General features: G+C 72.1%; 1 protein-coding gene. It reads right to left on the bottom strand.

Annotation, left to right across the window (positions count from 1 at the left end; genetic code table 11):
* Positions 1 to 81 precede the first annotated feature (81 nt).
* Positions 82 to 15,633: a type I polyketide synthase gene (locus tag SZN_RS02235; protein WP_078508383.1), complete on the bottom strand. Its 15,552-nt coding sequence runs from the start codon at positions 15,631 to 15,633 to the stop codon at positions 82 to 84.
* Positions 15,634 to 15,886 lie beyond the last annotated feature (253 nt).

The raw sequence follows: 15,886 nt of genomic DNA, 5'->3' as shown, positions 1-15,886 counted from the left end.
TCTTGTCACTCCTTCGGAAAACCCCGGGACAGGGGGTTGAAGCCTTCGGCCGGTAATTTCCGGGGACGCGGTGCGTTCCGGTCACGACGTTCCGAGCTCGTCGTCGAGGAAGTCGAAGATCTCGTCGTCGGTCGCCGACTCGAACTTCTCGGGGGCGGTGGCCTCACCGTTCGCCGTCTGCCCCTGCTGCCCCGCGGTCAGCTTCGCGAGTACCTGTTCCAGGCGTGAGGTGAGGCGCGCCCGTGCGGCTTCGTCCGCCACCACCTCGGCGAAGGAGCTCTCCAGCTTCTCCAGCTCCGACAGGACCGGCAGCACCACCGATGCGTGGGACTCTCCCGTGACGAGTTCCTCCGCCAGATACCCGGCCAGCGCCCTGGCCGAGGTGTAGTCGAACAGCAGGGTGGCGGGCAGCCGGAGGCCGGTCACCGCGCCCAGCTGGTTGCGCAGTGCGACAGCGGTCAGCGAGTCGAAGCCGAGTTCGAGGAATCCGCGGTCGGGGGCGATCATGCGGGGGCTGTCGTGGCCGAGCGCCATGGCCGCGTGCTCCGCCACCAGCTCCAGGAGCGCCTGCTGCCGTGCGGCGGGCTTCATCGAGCCGATACGGCGGCGCAGTTCGGCGGAGCCGGCGCCGGAGTCGCTGGGGGACGTCTTCGCGGGGCCGCGCCGGGGCGTGGTCCGGATGATGCCCCGCAGCAGCGCCGGGACCGGTCCGCGCTGGGCTCGCCACGCCGAGGCGTCGAGCCGTGCCGGGACCAGGTTGGCCGCGTCGATGCCGCGAGCGGCGTCGAACAGGGCCAGGGCCTCCCCGGTGGACATGGGGGTCACGCCTTCACGGGCGAGGCGGCGCATGTGGGTCTCGTCCAGCTTGCCGGTCATGCCGCTGCGCTCCTCCCACAGTCCCCAGGCGAGTGACTGGGCGGGCAGGCCCTCGGCCCTGCGGCGGTGAGCGAACGCGTCCAGGAAGGCGTTGGCGGCCGCGTAGTTGGCCTGGCCCGTGCCGCCGAGCGTTCCGGAGAGCGAGGAGAAGAGCACGAACGCGGACAGATCGAGGCCGGCGGTCAGGGCGTGCAGGTTGAGCACCGCGTCGACCTTGGGCCGCAGTACGCGGTCGAACCGTTCGGGGGTGAGGGCTTCGACGACGCCGTCGTCCAGCACTCCGGCGGTGTGAATGACCGCGGTGAGCGGGTGTGCGTCCGGGAGGGAGGCCAGGAGCGCGGCCAGGGATGCGCGGTCGGCGGTGTCGCAGGCGGCGACCACGGCGTGGGCGCCGAGGTCCGCCAGCTCGGTCCGCAGTTCGGCCGCGCCGTGCGCGGCGAGGCCGCGGCGGCTGGCCAGCACGAGGTGGCGGACGCCGTGCTCGCCGACGAGGTGCCGGGCGACCTTGCCTCCGAGGCCGGAGGCCGCCCCGGTGACCAGGACGGTGCCCCGCGGATCCCAGGTGACGCCGCCGGTCACCGTGGTCTGTCCGGGCGCGCCGGCGGGCGCCGCCACCCGGGCGAGCCTGCCGACCAGCGCTGTGCCGTTGCGGATCGCGATCTGCGGTTCGTCGGCGGTGAGCGCCACCGGAAGCAGCCGCGTCGAGTCTTCCCCGCCGTCCAGGTCGGCCAGCACGAACCGGCCGGGGTTCTCGGACTGGGCCGCGCGGACCAGGCCCCAGACGGCCGCGCCGGCGGGGTCGGCCACATCGGCGTCGTCGCCCGCGGCGACGGCTCCCCGGGTGAGGAACACCAGGCGGGAGGCGCCGAGGCGGTCGTCGGCCAGCCAGCTCTTGAGCAGGTCGAGGGCATGGTGGCCGACTTCGCGCACCGCCTCGGCCAGGTCCTGTGTCCGGCGGCTGCCGGACACGCTCGCGGCCAGGACGGCGTCGGGTGCGGGGGCGCCCGCGGCGATGGCCTCGGCCAGGGCCGGAAGGTCCGGATAGGTGTCCACGGCGGCGGCGGACGCTTCCAGGACGCCGGTCACCTCGGCCTGGTCGGGTCCGACGAGCGCCCAGCGCCCGGCCGCCACGTCGTGCGCGGTGCGGGAGGTGTCCGGGACGGTCGGCACCCACTCGACCCGGTACAGCGACTCGTGCAGCCGGGCGGAGTCGACCTGCTCCGGGGTCACGGGCCGCAGCACGAGGGAGTCGACCGAGGCGACGAGCGCGCCGGTGGTGTCGGTGGCGTACAGGGAGACGGTGTCCTCGCCGACGCTCGCGAGCCGTACGCGCAGCGCGGACGCGCCGCCGGTGTGGAGGGTCACGCCGTTCCACGAGAACGGCAGGGTGCTGCCGTCGGTGCCGGAGGGCTTGAACGCGACGGTGTGCAGCGAGGCGTCGAGCAACGCCGGGTGGAGGCCGTACCGCGCGGCCTCCGCTTCCTGCGGCTCGGGCAGGTCGACCTCGGCGAAGATCTCGTCGCCGCGGCGCCACGCGGCGCGGAGCCCCTGGAAGGCCGGACCGTAGGCGAAGCCGACGTCGAGGAACCGGTCGTAGAGGTCCGCCACGTCGATCGGCTTCGCCTCCGCGGGCGGCCACACGGCGAAGTCGGCGGCCACGGACTCCGGTGCCGTGCTGGACGGACCGCTGGTGAGCAGCCCGGTCGTGTGGCGGGTCCAGGGGGCGTCCGGCTGGGCGTCCTCGGGCCTGGAGTACAGGTTGAGCGAACGCGCTCCGGAGTCGTCCGGCTCGCCCACGGTGAGCTGGGTCTGGACCGCGCCCCGTGCGGGCAGGACCAGCGGCGTCTCGATCGTCAGCTCGTCCAGCCGCTCGTAGCCCACCTGCTCGGCCGCGCGCAGAGCCAGCTCCACGAAGGCCGTGCCGGGGAAGAGGACGGTGTCCGCGAAGGCGTGGTCGGCCAGCCACGGCTGGGAGGAGACGGACAGGCGGCCGGTGAACAGATACGAGTCGGTGCCGGCCAGGGCGACGGCGGCGCCGAGGAGCGGGTGGTCGGGCGAGTCCAGCCCCGCCGACGTCACGTCTCCGCCGGCGGCCGGTGCCGATTCGAGCCAGTAGCGCTGCCGTTGGAAGGCGTAGGTGGGCAGCTCCACCCGCCGGGCGCCACGCCCGGCGAACACCGCCTCCCAACTCACCGTGACGCCGTGGACGTGGAGTTCGGCCAGCGCCGTGGTCAGCGCGCGGATCTCGGGCCGGTCCCTGCGCAGAACGGGTACGAGCGTGGGGGCGGGCCCGCCGTCGGGCTCCCCGGTCGTCAGGCAGTCCTGCGCCATCGCGGTGAGCACACCTTCCGGGCCCACCTCCACGAACGCCGTCACGCCCAGGTTCTCCAGGGCGCGCACCCCGTCCGCGAAGCGCACCGCCTCCCGCACATGCCGCACCCAGTACTCCGGCGAGCACACCTCGTCCGCGTCCGCCGGCCCGCCCGTGACGTTGGAGACCAGGGAGAGGGTCGGCGGAGCGAACGACAGCCCCTCGACGACCTTGCGGAAGTCGTCCGACATCGCGTCCATACGGGGCGAGTGGAAGGCGTGGCTGACGCGCAGGCGGCGGGTCTTGCGGCCCCGCTCCGCCCACTGCCCGGCGATCTCCAGCACGGCGGCCTCGTCGCCCGCGATGACCACGGCCGTCGGGCCGTTGACGGCGGCGACGCTCACCTCGGCCTCGCGGCCGGCGAGCGATCCGGAGATCTCCTCCTCGGACGCCTGTACGGCGACCATCGCGCCGCCCCCGGGCAGCGCCTGCATCAGCCGGCCGCGGGCGGCGATCAGCGTGCACGCGTCCTCCAGCGAGAACACCCCGGCGACGTGGGCGGCGGTGATCTCGCCCACCGAATGGCCGATCAGCACGTCCGGGGTGACACCCCAGTGCTCCAGCAACCGGAACAACGCCACCTCGACCGCGAACAGGGCGGGTTGCGTGAACGCCGTCCGGTCCAGCAGCTCGGCGTCCGCACTGCCTTCCGCCGCGAACATCACGTCCTTCAGCGGACGGTCCAGCAGCACGTCCAGATGCGCGCACACCTCGTCCAGCGCCTGGGCGAACACCGGGAACGCCTCGTACAACTCCCGCCCCATACCCGGACGCTGCGCACCCTGACCCGAGAACAGGAACGCCGACTTGTGCTCGGCCCGCGCCACGCCCTGGATCAGCGTGGCCGCGTTCCTGCCCTCGGCCAGCGCGTCGAGTCCGGACAGGAACTGCGCGGGCTCCTCGGCGACCACGACCGCGCGACAGCGCAGAGCGGAACGTGTCGTCGCCAGCGAATAGCCGATGTCGGCGACGCCAACGGCGCGCGCGGTACGCACACTGGCGAACTCGCGCAGTCGCCCGGCCTGGGCGCTCAGCGCATCGGGGCTGCCGCCGGAGAGCAGCCAGGGAACCACGGCGACGCCAGCCGCCGGGCCGGTCGACCCGCCGCCCGTTTCCGGCGACGGCGGCTCGACGGCGTCGGCCGCCTCGATGATCGTGTGGGCGTTGGTGCCGCTGATCCCGAAGGACGACACGGCCGCCCGGCGCGGACGGTCCGTCTGCGGCCACGGGGTCGGCTCGTGCAACAGGGACACGGCGCCGCCGGTCCAGTCGATGTGCGGCGAGGGCTCGTCCGCGTGGAGGGTCTTCGGCAGCACGCCCTCCCGCATGGCCATCACCATCTTGATGACCCCTGCCACGCCCGCCGCCGCCTGCGTGTGCCCGATGTTCGACTTGACGGAGCCCAGCCACAGCGGCCGGTCCTGCGCGCGGCCCTGGCCGTAGGTGGCCAGCAGTGCCTGCGCCTCGATCGGGTCGCCCAGCGACGTACCCGTGCCGTGCGCCTCCACCGCGTCCACCTCGGCGGCCGACAGGCCCGCGTTCTCGAGGGCCTTGCCGATCACCCGCTGCTGCGACGGCCCGTTGGGCGCCGTCAGACCGTTGGACGCGCCGTCCTGGTTGATCGCCGAACCCCGGACGACGGCCAGCACCTGGTGGCCCTTGCGCCGGGCGTCCGACAGCCGCTCCACCAGCAGCAGGCCCACGCCCTCGGACCAGCCCGTGCCGTCGGCCCCGGCGGAGAACGCCTTGCACCGGCCGTCCGGCGACAGCACGCGCTGGGCGCTGAACTCGACGAACGTGCCCGGCGTAGCCATGATCGTCACACCGCCGGCCAGCGCCATGTCGCACTCGCCCTGGCGCAGCGACTGGCAGGCCAGGTGCAGCGCGACCAGCGACGACGAGCAGGCGGTGTCCACCGTCACGGCCGGGCCCTCGAACCCGAAGGTGTAGGAGAGGCGGCCGGAGGCGACGCTCGACGCGCTGCCGAGTCCGAGGTAGCCCTGCACACCGTCCGGCGCGCTGACGGCCCGCCCACCGTAGTCCTGGTAGTTCGAGCCGATGAAGACGCCCGCCTGGCTTCCGCGCAGCGCCGCCGGGTCGATGCCGGCGCGCTCGATCGCCTCCCAGGACGTCTCGAGCAGCAGCCGCTGCTGCGGGTCCATGGCCAGGGCCTCACGCCGCGAGATGCCGAAGAAGTCCGGGTCGAAGTCGGAGACGTCGTCCAGGAATCCGCCGGTGCGGGCGTAGGTCTTGCCCGGCTTGTCGGGGTCCGGGTCGTAGAGCCCCTCAAGGTCCCAGCCACGGTCGTCGGGGAAGCCGGAGATCGTGTCGACCCCGGCGTTCACCACGTCCCACAGCTGCTCGGGAGTCCGCACACCGCCCGGGAACCGGCAGCTCATCGCCACGATCGCGATGGGCTCGTCGAACGAGTCCGAGCGAGCGGGCGTGGTCGGGGCGACCGCGCCTTCCTCGGTGCCGAACATCTCGCCGTGCAGGAACCGCGCCAGCACCGTGGGCGTGGGGTGGTCGAAGACCAGGCTGACCGGCAGGCGCAGCCCGGTCGCCGCACCGATGCGGTTGCGCAGCTCGACGGCGGTCAGCGAGTCGAAGCCGAGGTCGCGGAAGGCGCGGTCGGAAGCGACCGCGTCCGCGCCGTCGTGCGCGAGGACATCGGCGGCCTGGGCGCGTACCAGGTCCCGCAGCGCCGCTTCGCGCTTCTCCCGGGGCATGCCTGCCAGCCGGTCGTGCAGTTCCGCCCGTCCGGGACCGGCGCTGCCGGCCGTGGACTGCTTCTCCCCGCCGGCGCTCCCCGCTCTCCGCAGCTCGCGGAGGAGGGGAGTGCCGACGGAGTCCGCTGCGAAGCGCGTCCAGTCGATGTCCGCGACCGCGAGGAACGTCTCGTCGAGATCCAACGCCTGCTGCAGCGCCGAGATCGCCAGCTCGGGGGACATGCCCGGCATCCCGGATCGGGTCATCTGCTCACCGACCTCGCGCGTGACCAGGCCGTCTCCGGCCCAGGCGCCCCAGGCGACGGACGTGGCCGGAAGGCCGTCCGCCCGCCGCTGCAACGCCAGCGCGTCGAGGTACGCGTTACCCGCCGCGTAGCTGCCCTGACCCGGACCGCCCAGCGTCCCGGCCGCCGAGGAGAACAGCACGAACGCCGACAGATCCGTCCCTGCGGTCAGCTCGTGCAGATTGCGCGCCGCGTCCACCTTGGGACGCAGCACCCCGGCCGCCCGCGACACCGTCAGCGCGTCCAATACGCCGTCGTCGAGCACGCCCGCCGTATGCACCACGGCAGTCAGCGGCAACTCCCCCGGAACGCCGTGCAGCACCGCGGCCAGCGCCTCGCGGTCGGCCGCGTCGCACGCCGCCACCGTCACCCGGGCGCCGAGTCCTTCCAGTTCCGCCTTCAACTCCGCGGCGCCCTCGGCCTCCATACCCCGGCGGCTGGTCAGCACCAGGTGCTCGGCACCCGTACGCGCCAGCCACCGCGCGACATGACCACCCAGCGCACCCGTGCCACCGGTCACCAGCACCGAACCACTCGCACGCCAGCCACCGGGCTTCCCGGCCTCAGAAGTACCGGCCCGCACCAACCTCTTGGCGAACACACCCGAACCACGCACCGCGACCTGGTCCTCGGTCTCCCCACGGGCGAGCATTCCGACCAGCCGCGCCACCGCGCGCTCGTCCAGCGTCCCGGGCAGGTCCACGACACCGCCCCAGCGCTGGGGGTACTCCGCCCCCACGATCCGCCCCAGGCCCCACACCATGGCCTGCACCGGGCTCACCAGCCGGTCCGAGCGCCCCACGGACACCGCGCCTCGGGTGCCGCACCACAGCGGAGCCACCACGCCCGCGTCGCCCAGTCCCTGGACCAGGCCCACGGTCGCCGCCAGCCCGGCCGGGACGACCGCGAAGGACTCATGCGCCGCCTCGTCCAGCCCCAGCAGCGAGAACACACCCGCCACCTCCGACGGCTCCAGCGCCTCGCCCTCCAGCGCCGCACGCAGCCGCTCGGTGATCGCCTCGCGGCCGTCCGTCGCCCCGACGACCATGCGGATCACCTGCGCACTGTGCCCGGCCAGCCCGTCCAGCACGGCGGCGACCAGAGCATCGCCGTCGCAGGCTTCCGGAACGGCCACGAGCCAGGTGCCCGAGAGGGCCGCCTCGGACGCGGACGCCAGGGGCTTCCAGACCGCCTGGTAACGCCAGCCGTCCACCGTGTTCTGCTCGCGCCGCTGACGGCGCCAGGACGAGAGGGCCGGGAGCAAGGCCGTCAGCGACGACTGCTGCTCCTCGTCCGCCACCTCCAACGTCCTCGCGAGCGCCTCCAGGTCCTCGCGCTCGACGGCCTCCCAGAAGCGCGCGTCCACGGCGTCCGTGCTCAAGCCGTCGCCCCCGGCCGCCGCCTCGGCGGCGGAGAGGGCGTCCAGCCAGTACCGCTGCCGCTGGAAGGCGTAGGTCGGCAGGTCGGTCCGGCGGGCGCCGTGTCCGGCGAACACCTTCCGCCAGTCGACGTCGGCCCCATGGACATGAAGCTCGGCGGCGGAGGTGAGGAACCGCTCCAGACCGCCCTCGTCGCGCCGCAGCGTGCCCACGACCACCGCCTGCGCGTCGGCGGCCTCCACGGTCTGCTGCACCGGAAGCGTGAGCACCGGATGCGGACTCACCTCGACGAAGGTGGAATGACCACTGCCGAGCAGAGCACGGGTCGTGGCCTCCAGCTCGACGGTCTGCCGCAGATTCGTGTACCAGTACTCGGCGTCCAGACCCGCCGTGTCCACCAGCTCACCGGTCACGGTGGAGTAGAACGGCACCTGCGACGGGCGCGGTGCGATGTCCGCCAGGACCTTCAGCAACTCGCCGCGGATCTCCTCCACATGCGCCGAATGCGAGGCATAGTCCACCGGAACCCGGCGAACCCGCACCCCCTCACCCTCCAGCAGCACCACCAGCTCATCCAGCGCACCCGCATCACCCGACACCACAACCGAACCCGGCCCATTCACCGCCGCCACCGAGATCGCCCCGCCCCACGCGGCGATACGCTCCCTGGCCACATCCACCGGCAAGCCGACCGACACCATGCCGCCACGACCCGCAAGGCCCGCCGCGATCGCCTGCGACCGCAAGGCCACCACCCTCGCCGCGTCCTCCAACGACAGCGCACCCGCCACACACGCCGCAGCGATCTCCCCCTGACTGTGACCCATCACCGCATCCGGCTCGACACCCACCGAACGCCACAACCGCGCCAGCGACACCATCACCGCGAACAGCACCGGCTGCACCACATCCACCCGGTCAAAACCCGGAGCACCCTCCACACCCCGCAGCACATCCGTCAACGACCAGTCCACATACACCGACAGAGCCGACTCACACTCACCCACCGACTCCGCGAACACCGGCGAAGACTCCAGCAACCCCACACCCATACCGAGCCACTGCGCCCCCTGACCCGGGAACACGAACACCGAACGCCCCCGCACATCCGCCGCACCACAGGTCACACCCGAGGCCACCTCACCCCCGGCCAGCACACCCAGCCGCTCCACCAACTCCTCACGACCGGCCCCCGTCACCACCCCACGGTGCTCGAACACCGACCTCGACGCCGCCAGCGAAAACGCCACATCGGCAACACCCAGCTCCGGCCGCCCCACCACGAACTCCCGCAACCGGCCCGCCTGCGCCCGCAAACCAGCCGCACTACGACCCGACACCACCCACGCCACCGGACCACCCACCACCTCGACAGCGGCCTCCCCGACCACCTCGACAGCGGGAGCCTCCTCCAGAACCGCGTGCGCGTTCGTGCCGCTCACGCCGAAGGACGACACACCCGCACGCCGGGGACGCCCGGTCTCCGGCCAGGCCGTGGCCTCGGTAAGCAGCTCGATGTCGCCCGCCGTCCAGTCCACGTGCTGCGACGGTTCGTCGATGTGCAGCGTCTTCGGCAGCACACCGTGCCGCATCGCCATCACCATCTTGATGACACCGGCCACACCCGCCGCCGCCTGCGAATGGCCGATGTTGGACTTGATGGAGCCCAGCCACAGCGGCTGGTCCTCCGGCCGTTCCTGGCCGTAGGTGGCCAGCAGGGCCTGCGCCTCGATCGGATCGCCCAGCGACGTACCCGTGCCGTGTGCCTCCACCGCGTCCACGTCGGCGCCCGCCAGGCGGGCGGTCTGGAGCGCCGCGCGGATCACCCGCTGCTGCGACGGTCCGTTGGGGGCGGTCAGGCCGTTGGACGCGCCGTCCTGGTTGATGGCCGAGCCCCGGACGAGGGCCAGCACCTCGTGGCCGTTGCGCCGGGCGTCCGACAGCCGCTCCACGAGCAGGAGCCCGACTCCCTCGGCGAATCCGAATCCGTCGGCGCCGTTGCTGAACGCCTTGCACCTGCCGTCCGCGGACAGCGCGCGCTGACGGCTGAAGTCGATCAGCCCGGCCTGTGTGGACATCACCGTCGCGCCGCCGGCCAGCGCCATGTCGCACTCGCCCTGGCGCAGCGCCTGGACCGCCAGGTGCAGCGCCACCAGCGACGACGAACACGCCGTGTCGACCGTCACGGCGGGACCTTCCAGACCCAGGGTGTAGGAGATCCGGCCGGACGCCACGCTGCCCGCGCTGCCGGTGCCGAGGTAGCCCTCGAAGCCTTCCGGAGCGTGCCCTTGCAGCCGGGTGCCGTAGTCGTTGTACACCACACCGACGAAGACGCCGGTCCGGCTTCCCTTCGCCGTCTCGGGGGCGATGCCGGCCCGCTCGAACGCCTCCCACGACGTCTCCAGCAGCAGCCTCTGCTGCGGGTCCATCGAGAGCGCCTCACGCGGTGAGATGCCGAAGAACGCCGGGTCGAACCGGTCCGCCTCGTAGAGGAAGCCACCGTTGCGGGCGTAGTAGGTGCCCTCGCGCGAAGGGTCGGGGTCGTAGGTCGACTCAAGGTCCCAGCCGCGGTTGGAGGGGAGCGACGACGTGGCGTCGGTGCCCTCCATCACCAGCTGCCACAGCTCTTCGGGCGTCCGCACGCCACCGGGGAAGCGGCAGCTCATGCCGACGATGGCGATCGGGTCGTCGTTCGTGCGTGACGGGGCGTCGGAGGACCCGGCCGCCGCCGGTGCCGCGGTGGCCGTGCTCCGGGCCCCGAGGATCTTCGCGCGCAGATAGCCGGCCAGTACGGTCGGGTTCGGGTAGTCGAAGACGAGCGTGGCCGGGAGGCGCAGACCCGTTTCCGCGCTCAGACGGTTGCGCAGTTCGACGGCGGTGAGCGAGTCGAAGCCCAGTTCCTTGAAGGGCCGCCCGACCTCGACGGTGTCCGACTTCGCGTGTCCCAGGGCGGCTGCGACCTGGACGCGGATCAGCTCTTCGAGCAGGAACTGCTCCTGGTCCTCCTCGGACATGCCGGCCAGTCGCCGCCGCAGGCGGGCGGCGGTGTCGTCCACGCCCGCGTCTGCGGCGCCCGCGACGCGCCGGACCGTCATCCCCGGTACGACGTTGCGGAAGAGGGCGGGGAGTTCGGCGCCCTGCGCGCGCAGCGCGGAGAGGTCCAGCCGGAAGAGAACGGGGACCACCGCGTCCGACAGCAGCGCGGCGTCGAACAGCTCAAGCCCCTCGTCCGTGGTCAGGGGCAGCAGGCCCGAACGGGATATTCTCCGGACGTCTTCCTCGCCGAGGTGTCCGGTCATGCCGCTGGCCTCGGCCCACAGACCCCACGCCATCGACACACCCGGCAGCCCCCGGGCCCGCCGCCACGACGCCAGACCGTCCAGGAACACGTTCGCCGCCGCGTAACTGCCCTGCCCGGCACCACCCAGCACCCCGGCAGCCGAAGAGAACAGCACGAACGCCGACAGACCCATCCCCTCGGTCAACTCGTGCAGATTCCACGCCGCGTCCACCTTCGCCCGCAGCACCGGCTCGACCCGCTCACGGGTCAACGACGACAGCAGCCCGTCGTCCAACACACCCGCCGCATGCACCACACCACTCAGACCGAAGCCCTCCGGCAACCCCGACAACACCCCGGACAGAGCCCCACGATCCGCAGCATCACAGGCCACGAACACCACCTCGGCGCCCACGGCCTCCAACCCCGCCCGCAACTCCGCCGCGCCCCCGGCCTCCACACCACGCCGGGACAGCAGCACCAGCTTCCTGACCCCATACCGGACCACCAGATGCCGGGCCACCAAACCCCCCAGCACCCCCGTACCACCCGTCACCAGCACCGCACCCGAACCGAACACCCCCGACTCCGGAGCATCACCCAAAACAACCGACCGGCCCAGACGCGGCACCCGCACCACACCCGACCGCACCACCACCTGCTCCTCCCCCAGCCCCAACACCCCGGGAAGGACACCCTCGACCCCCTCCACGTCATCGGTGTCCACCAACACCAGACGCCCGGGACTCTCCGCCTGCGCGGACCGCACCAGACCCCACACCGCAGCCCCCGCCAGATCCACCACACCGTCGCCCGCGTCGACAGCGCCCTGGGTCACCACCACCAGCGGCTCACCCGCGAGATCCTCGTCCGCCACCCACGCCCGCACCCGCTCCAGGACCCCGAGGACCCGCTCATGCACCTCACCGACCACATCCGCACCAGCGGAGGCCACCCGCATGACCTCAGTCCGCGGCGCCGCCTCGCCCGCCACGTCAAACGCGGGCGCATCCACCCACTCCACGCGGAACAGCGCGTCCCGCGCCGCCCCCCGCACAGCGTTCAGCCGATCCGCGTCCACCGGACGCAACACCAACGACTCGACCGACGCCACCTCGCGCCCCGAGTCATCCCCCACCAGCACCGACACCGCGTCCGATCCAGCGCCCGCCGGAGCCAGTCGTACGCGCAGCGATGTCGCGCCCACCGCCTCCAGAGCGAACCCGCGCCAGGAGAACGGCAGCAGGCTGCCGGAGCCACCCGCGAAGCCCCCGCTCACACCCATGGCGTGCAGCGCCGCGTCGAACAGCGCCGGATGCAGACCGAACTGGCCTGCCCTCTCCCGCTCTCCCGCCGGGAGCTCGACCTCCGCGAACACCTCGCCGTCACGCCGCCACGCACGCTTCAGCCCTTGGAAAACCGGCCCGTACTCCAGTCCGTTCTCCGCCGCCCGCGCATACTCACCCGACACGTCGACCGGCTCGGCCCCTGTCGGCGGCCATACACCGAAGTCGAACCGGGCCTCGGAGCCGGGCGCGGCCGAACCCAGCAGACCGTGGGCGTGCCGCGTCCAGGCGGCACCCTCGCCCTCCGCTTCGTCCCGCGAGAACACGCTCACCTCGCGGTGGCCCGAAGCGTCCGCCTCGCCCACCTCGACCTGAAGGTGCACCCCGCCCTTCTCGGGCACGATGAGCGGCGCTTCCAGGATCAGTTCCGCGACCCGGCCGCAGCCGACCTGGTCGCCGGCCCGTACCACCAGCTCCACGAACGCCGTCCCGGGCAGCAGCATCACCCCGTGCACGGCGTGATCCGCCAGCCACTCGTGGGTGGCCAATGACAGCCGCCCGCTCAGCAGCACTCCGCCGCCGCTGGCCAACGACACCACAGCACCCAACAACGGGTGTCCCAGCGAGCCCAACCCCACCGAACCCACGTCGCCCACACCCGCGGACGCGTCGAGCCAGAAGCGCTCCCGCTGGAAGGCGTAGGTCGGCAATTCGCTGCGGCGGGCGCCGTGTCCGGCGAAGACCTTCGGCCAGTCGACGCTTGCCCCGCTGACATGAAGCTCGGCTGCGGAGGTGAGGAACCGCTCGGGTCCGCCCTCGTCCCGCCGCAGCGTGCCGACGACCACCGCCTGGGCGTCGGCGGCCTCCACGGTCTGCTGCACCGGCAGGGTCAGTACCGGATGCGGGCTCACCTCTATGAACACGGTGTGGCCCTCATCGAGCAGGAGGCGGGTCGTGGCCTCCAGCTCGACCGTCTGCCGCAGATTCGTGTACCAGTACTCGGCGTCCAGACCCGCCGTGTCCACCAGCTCACCCGACACGGTGGAGTAGAACGGCACCTGCGACGGGCGCGGCGCGATGCCCGCCAGGACCTTCAGCAACTCGCCGCGGATCTCCTCCACATGCACCGAGTGCGAGGCATAGTCCACCGGAACCCGGCGAACCCGCACCCCCTCACCCTCCAGCAGCACCACCAGCTCATCCAGCGCACCCGCATCACCCGACACCACAACCGAACCCGGACCATTCACCGCCGCCACCGAGATCGCCCCGCCCCACGCGGCGATACGCTCCCTGGCCACATCCACCGGCAGGCCCACCGACACCATGCCGCCACGACCCGCAAGGCCCGCCGCGATCGCCTGCGACCGCAAGGCCACCACCCTCGCCGCGTCCTCCAGCGACAGCGCACCCGCCACACACGCCGCAGCGATCTCACCCTGACTGTGACCCATCACCGCATCCGGCTCCACACCCACCGAACGCCACAACCGCGCCAACGACACCATCACCGCGAACAGCACCGGCTGCACCACATCCACCCGGTCAAACCCCGGAGCACCCTCCACACCCCGCAACACATCCGTCAACGACCAGTCCACATACACCGACAGAGCCGACTCACACTCACCCACCGACTCCGCGAACACCGGCGAAGACTCCAGCAACCCCACACCCATACCGAGCCACTGCGCCCCCTGACCCGGGAACACGAACACCGAACGGCCCGGTGCTTCGGCGTCCTTCCCCCAGATCACACCGGGGAGCTTCGTCCCGTCGACCACCGCATCCAGGCGCTCCAGGAGCTCCTCACGACTGGTCCCGGTCACCACGGCCCGCTGCTCGAACGCGGACCTGGTCGTCGCCAGGGAGAGCGCCACATCGGCGGCGCCCAGCTCCGGGCGCTCCGCCACGAACTCCCGCAGGCGGCCCGCCTGCGCCAGCAGCGCGGTATCGCTCTTGCCCGACACCACCCAGGCCACCGGACCCGCGACGCCGCCGTCGGCGGGCTCCCCGGCCTCGGCCGGCTCAACCGCCGGCGCCTGCTCCAGGATCACGTGCGCGTTCGTCCCGCTCACGCCGAACGAGGACACTCCGGCCCTGCGCGGCTCTCCCGTCTCCGGCCACGGCCTGGACTCGGTCAGCAGCTCGATCTCGCCCTCGGACCAGTCCACGTGGCTCGACGGAGCGTCGACATGCAGTGTCTTCGGCAGGACGCCGTTCCGCATGGCCATCACCATCTTGATGACACCGGCAACACCCGCCGCCGCCTGCGCGTGGCCGAGGTTCGACTTCAGCGAGCCCAGCCACAGCGGCCGTCCCTCCGGCCGCTCCTGCCCGTACGTCGCGAGCAGCGCCTGCGCCTCGATCGGGTCGCCCAGCGTCGTGCCCGTACCGTGCGCCTCGACCGCGTCGATCTGGCCGGGGGCCAGCTCGCAGTTCTCCAGGGCCTGCCGGATCACCCTGCGCTGCGAGGGGCCGTTGGGGGCGGTCAGGCCGTTGCTCGCGCCGTCCTGGTTCACCGCGGAGCCGCGCACCACCGCCAGGATCCGGTGCCCGTTGCGGCGCGCGTCGGACAGCCGCTCCACCAGCAGCACACCGACACCCTCGGACCACGCGGTGCCGTCGGCAGCGTCGGCGAACGCCTTGCACCGGCCGTCGGCGGCCAGTCCGCGCTGGCGGCTGAAGGTGGCGAAGCCCTTGGGGCTCACCATGACCGTCGCGCCGCCGACCAGCGCCATGGAGCACTCGCCCTGACGCAGCGACTGCGCGGCCAGGTGCAGGGCGACCAACGCGGATGAGCAGGCGGTGTCCATGGTCAGCGCCGGGCCTTCGAAACCGAAGGTGTAGGAGAGACGGCCCGAGGCGATGCTGGTGGTGGCACCGTTGTGGAGGTACGGCTCGATCTCGTCCGGAATCCGTGCGGCCTCGGAGGCGTAAGTGGTGTGCATGGCGCCGATGAACACGCCTGTCTGGCTGCCGCGCAATGAGACGGGGTCGATGCCCGCCCGTTCGAGCACCTCCCACGAGGTCTCCAGCAGCAGTCGCTGCTGCGGGTCCATGGCGAGGGCCTCGCGGGGCGCGATGCCGAAGAACGCGGAGTCGAAGCGGTCCGCGTCGTGGAGGAAGCCGCCTTCGCGAACGTAACTGGTGCCCGGATGCTCCGGGTCCGGATTGTAGATCCCCTCCACGTCCCAGCCGCGGTTCGTCGGGAAGGGTGAGATGGCGTCCGTTCCGTCGGCGACCAGGCGCCACAGCTCCTCGGGGGAATTCACTCCACCCGGAAATCGGCAGGCCATACCGATAATGGCGATGGGCTCGGTGGCCGAACTGATCATCTGGCGGTTCTGACGCCGGAGCCGCTCGATTTCCTTGAACGACTTACGCAGCGCTTCAACGGCCTTGTTCTGGTTGGGTGTAGCAGGCATGAGAAACTCCACACTTAACGCGTCGTTCGCTGGAAGAGCGCAACGGCCCTGAAAGTCATCAACACACGCATTGCCAGACGGACACCGGCCACGTTAGCTCTGGTTCCGTAAGGGAAACCCTAGAAATCTGGTCAGGCATGGCGAGCACCCCGGACGTGTTTCCCGGGGATTCGGTTTCAGCGGCGCTTCACCATCCGTGTGATCCTTGCCACGGCGGCATTCTCCGCCGGTATTCGCGCCCCGAGATCTCGCG

The organism is Streptomyces zinciresistens K42 (genome assembly GCF_000225525.1).
Lineage (GTDB): Bacteria > Actinomycetota > Actinomycetes > Streptomycetales > Streptomycetaceae > Streptomyces > Streptomyces zinciresistens.
Note: the sequence above shows the minus strand (reverse complement) of the source record. Positions and strands in the feature narration are given on the sequence as shown.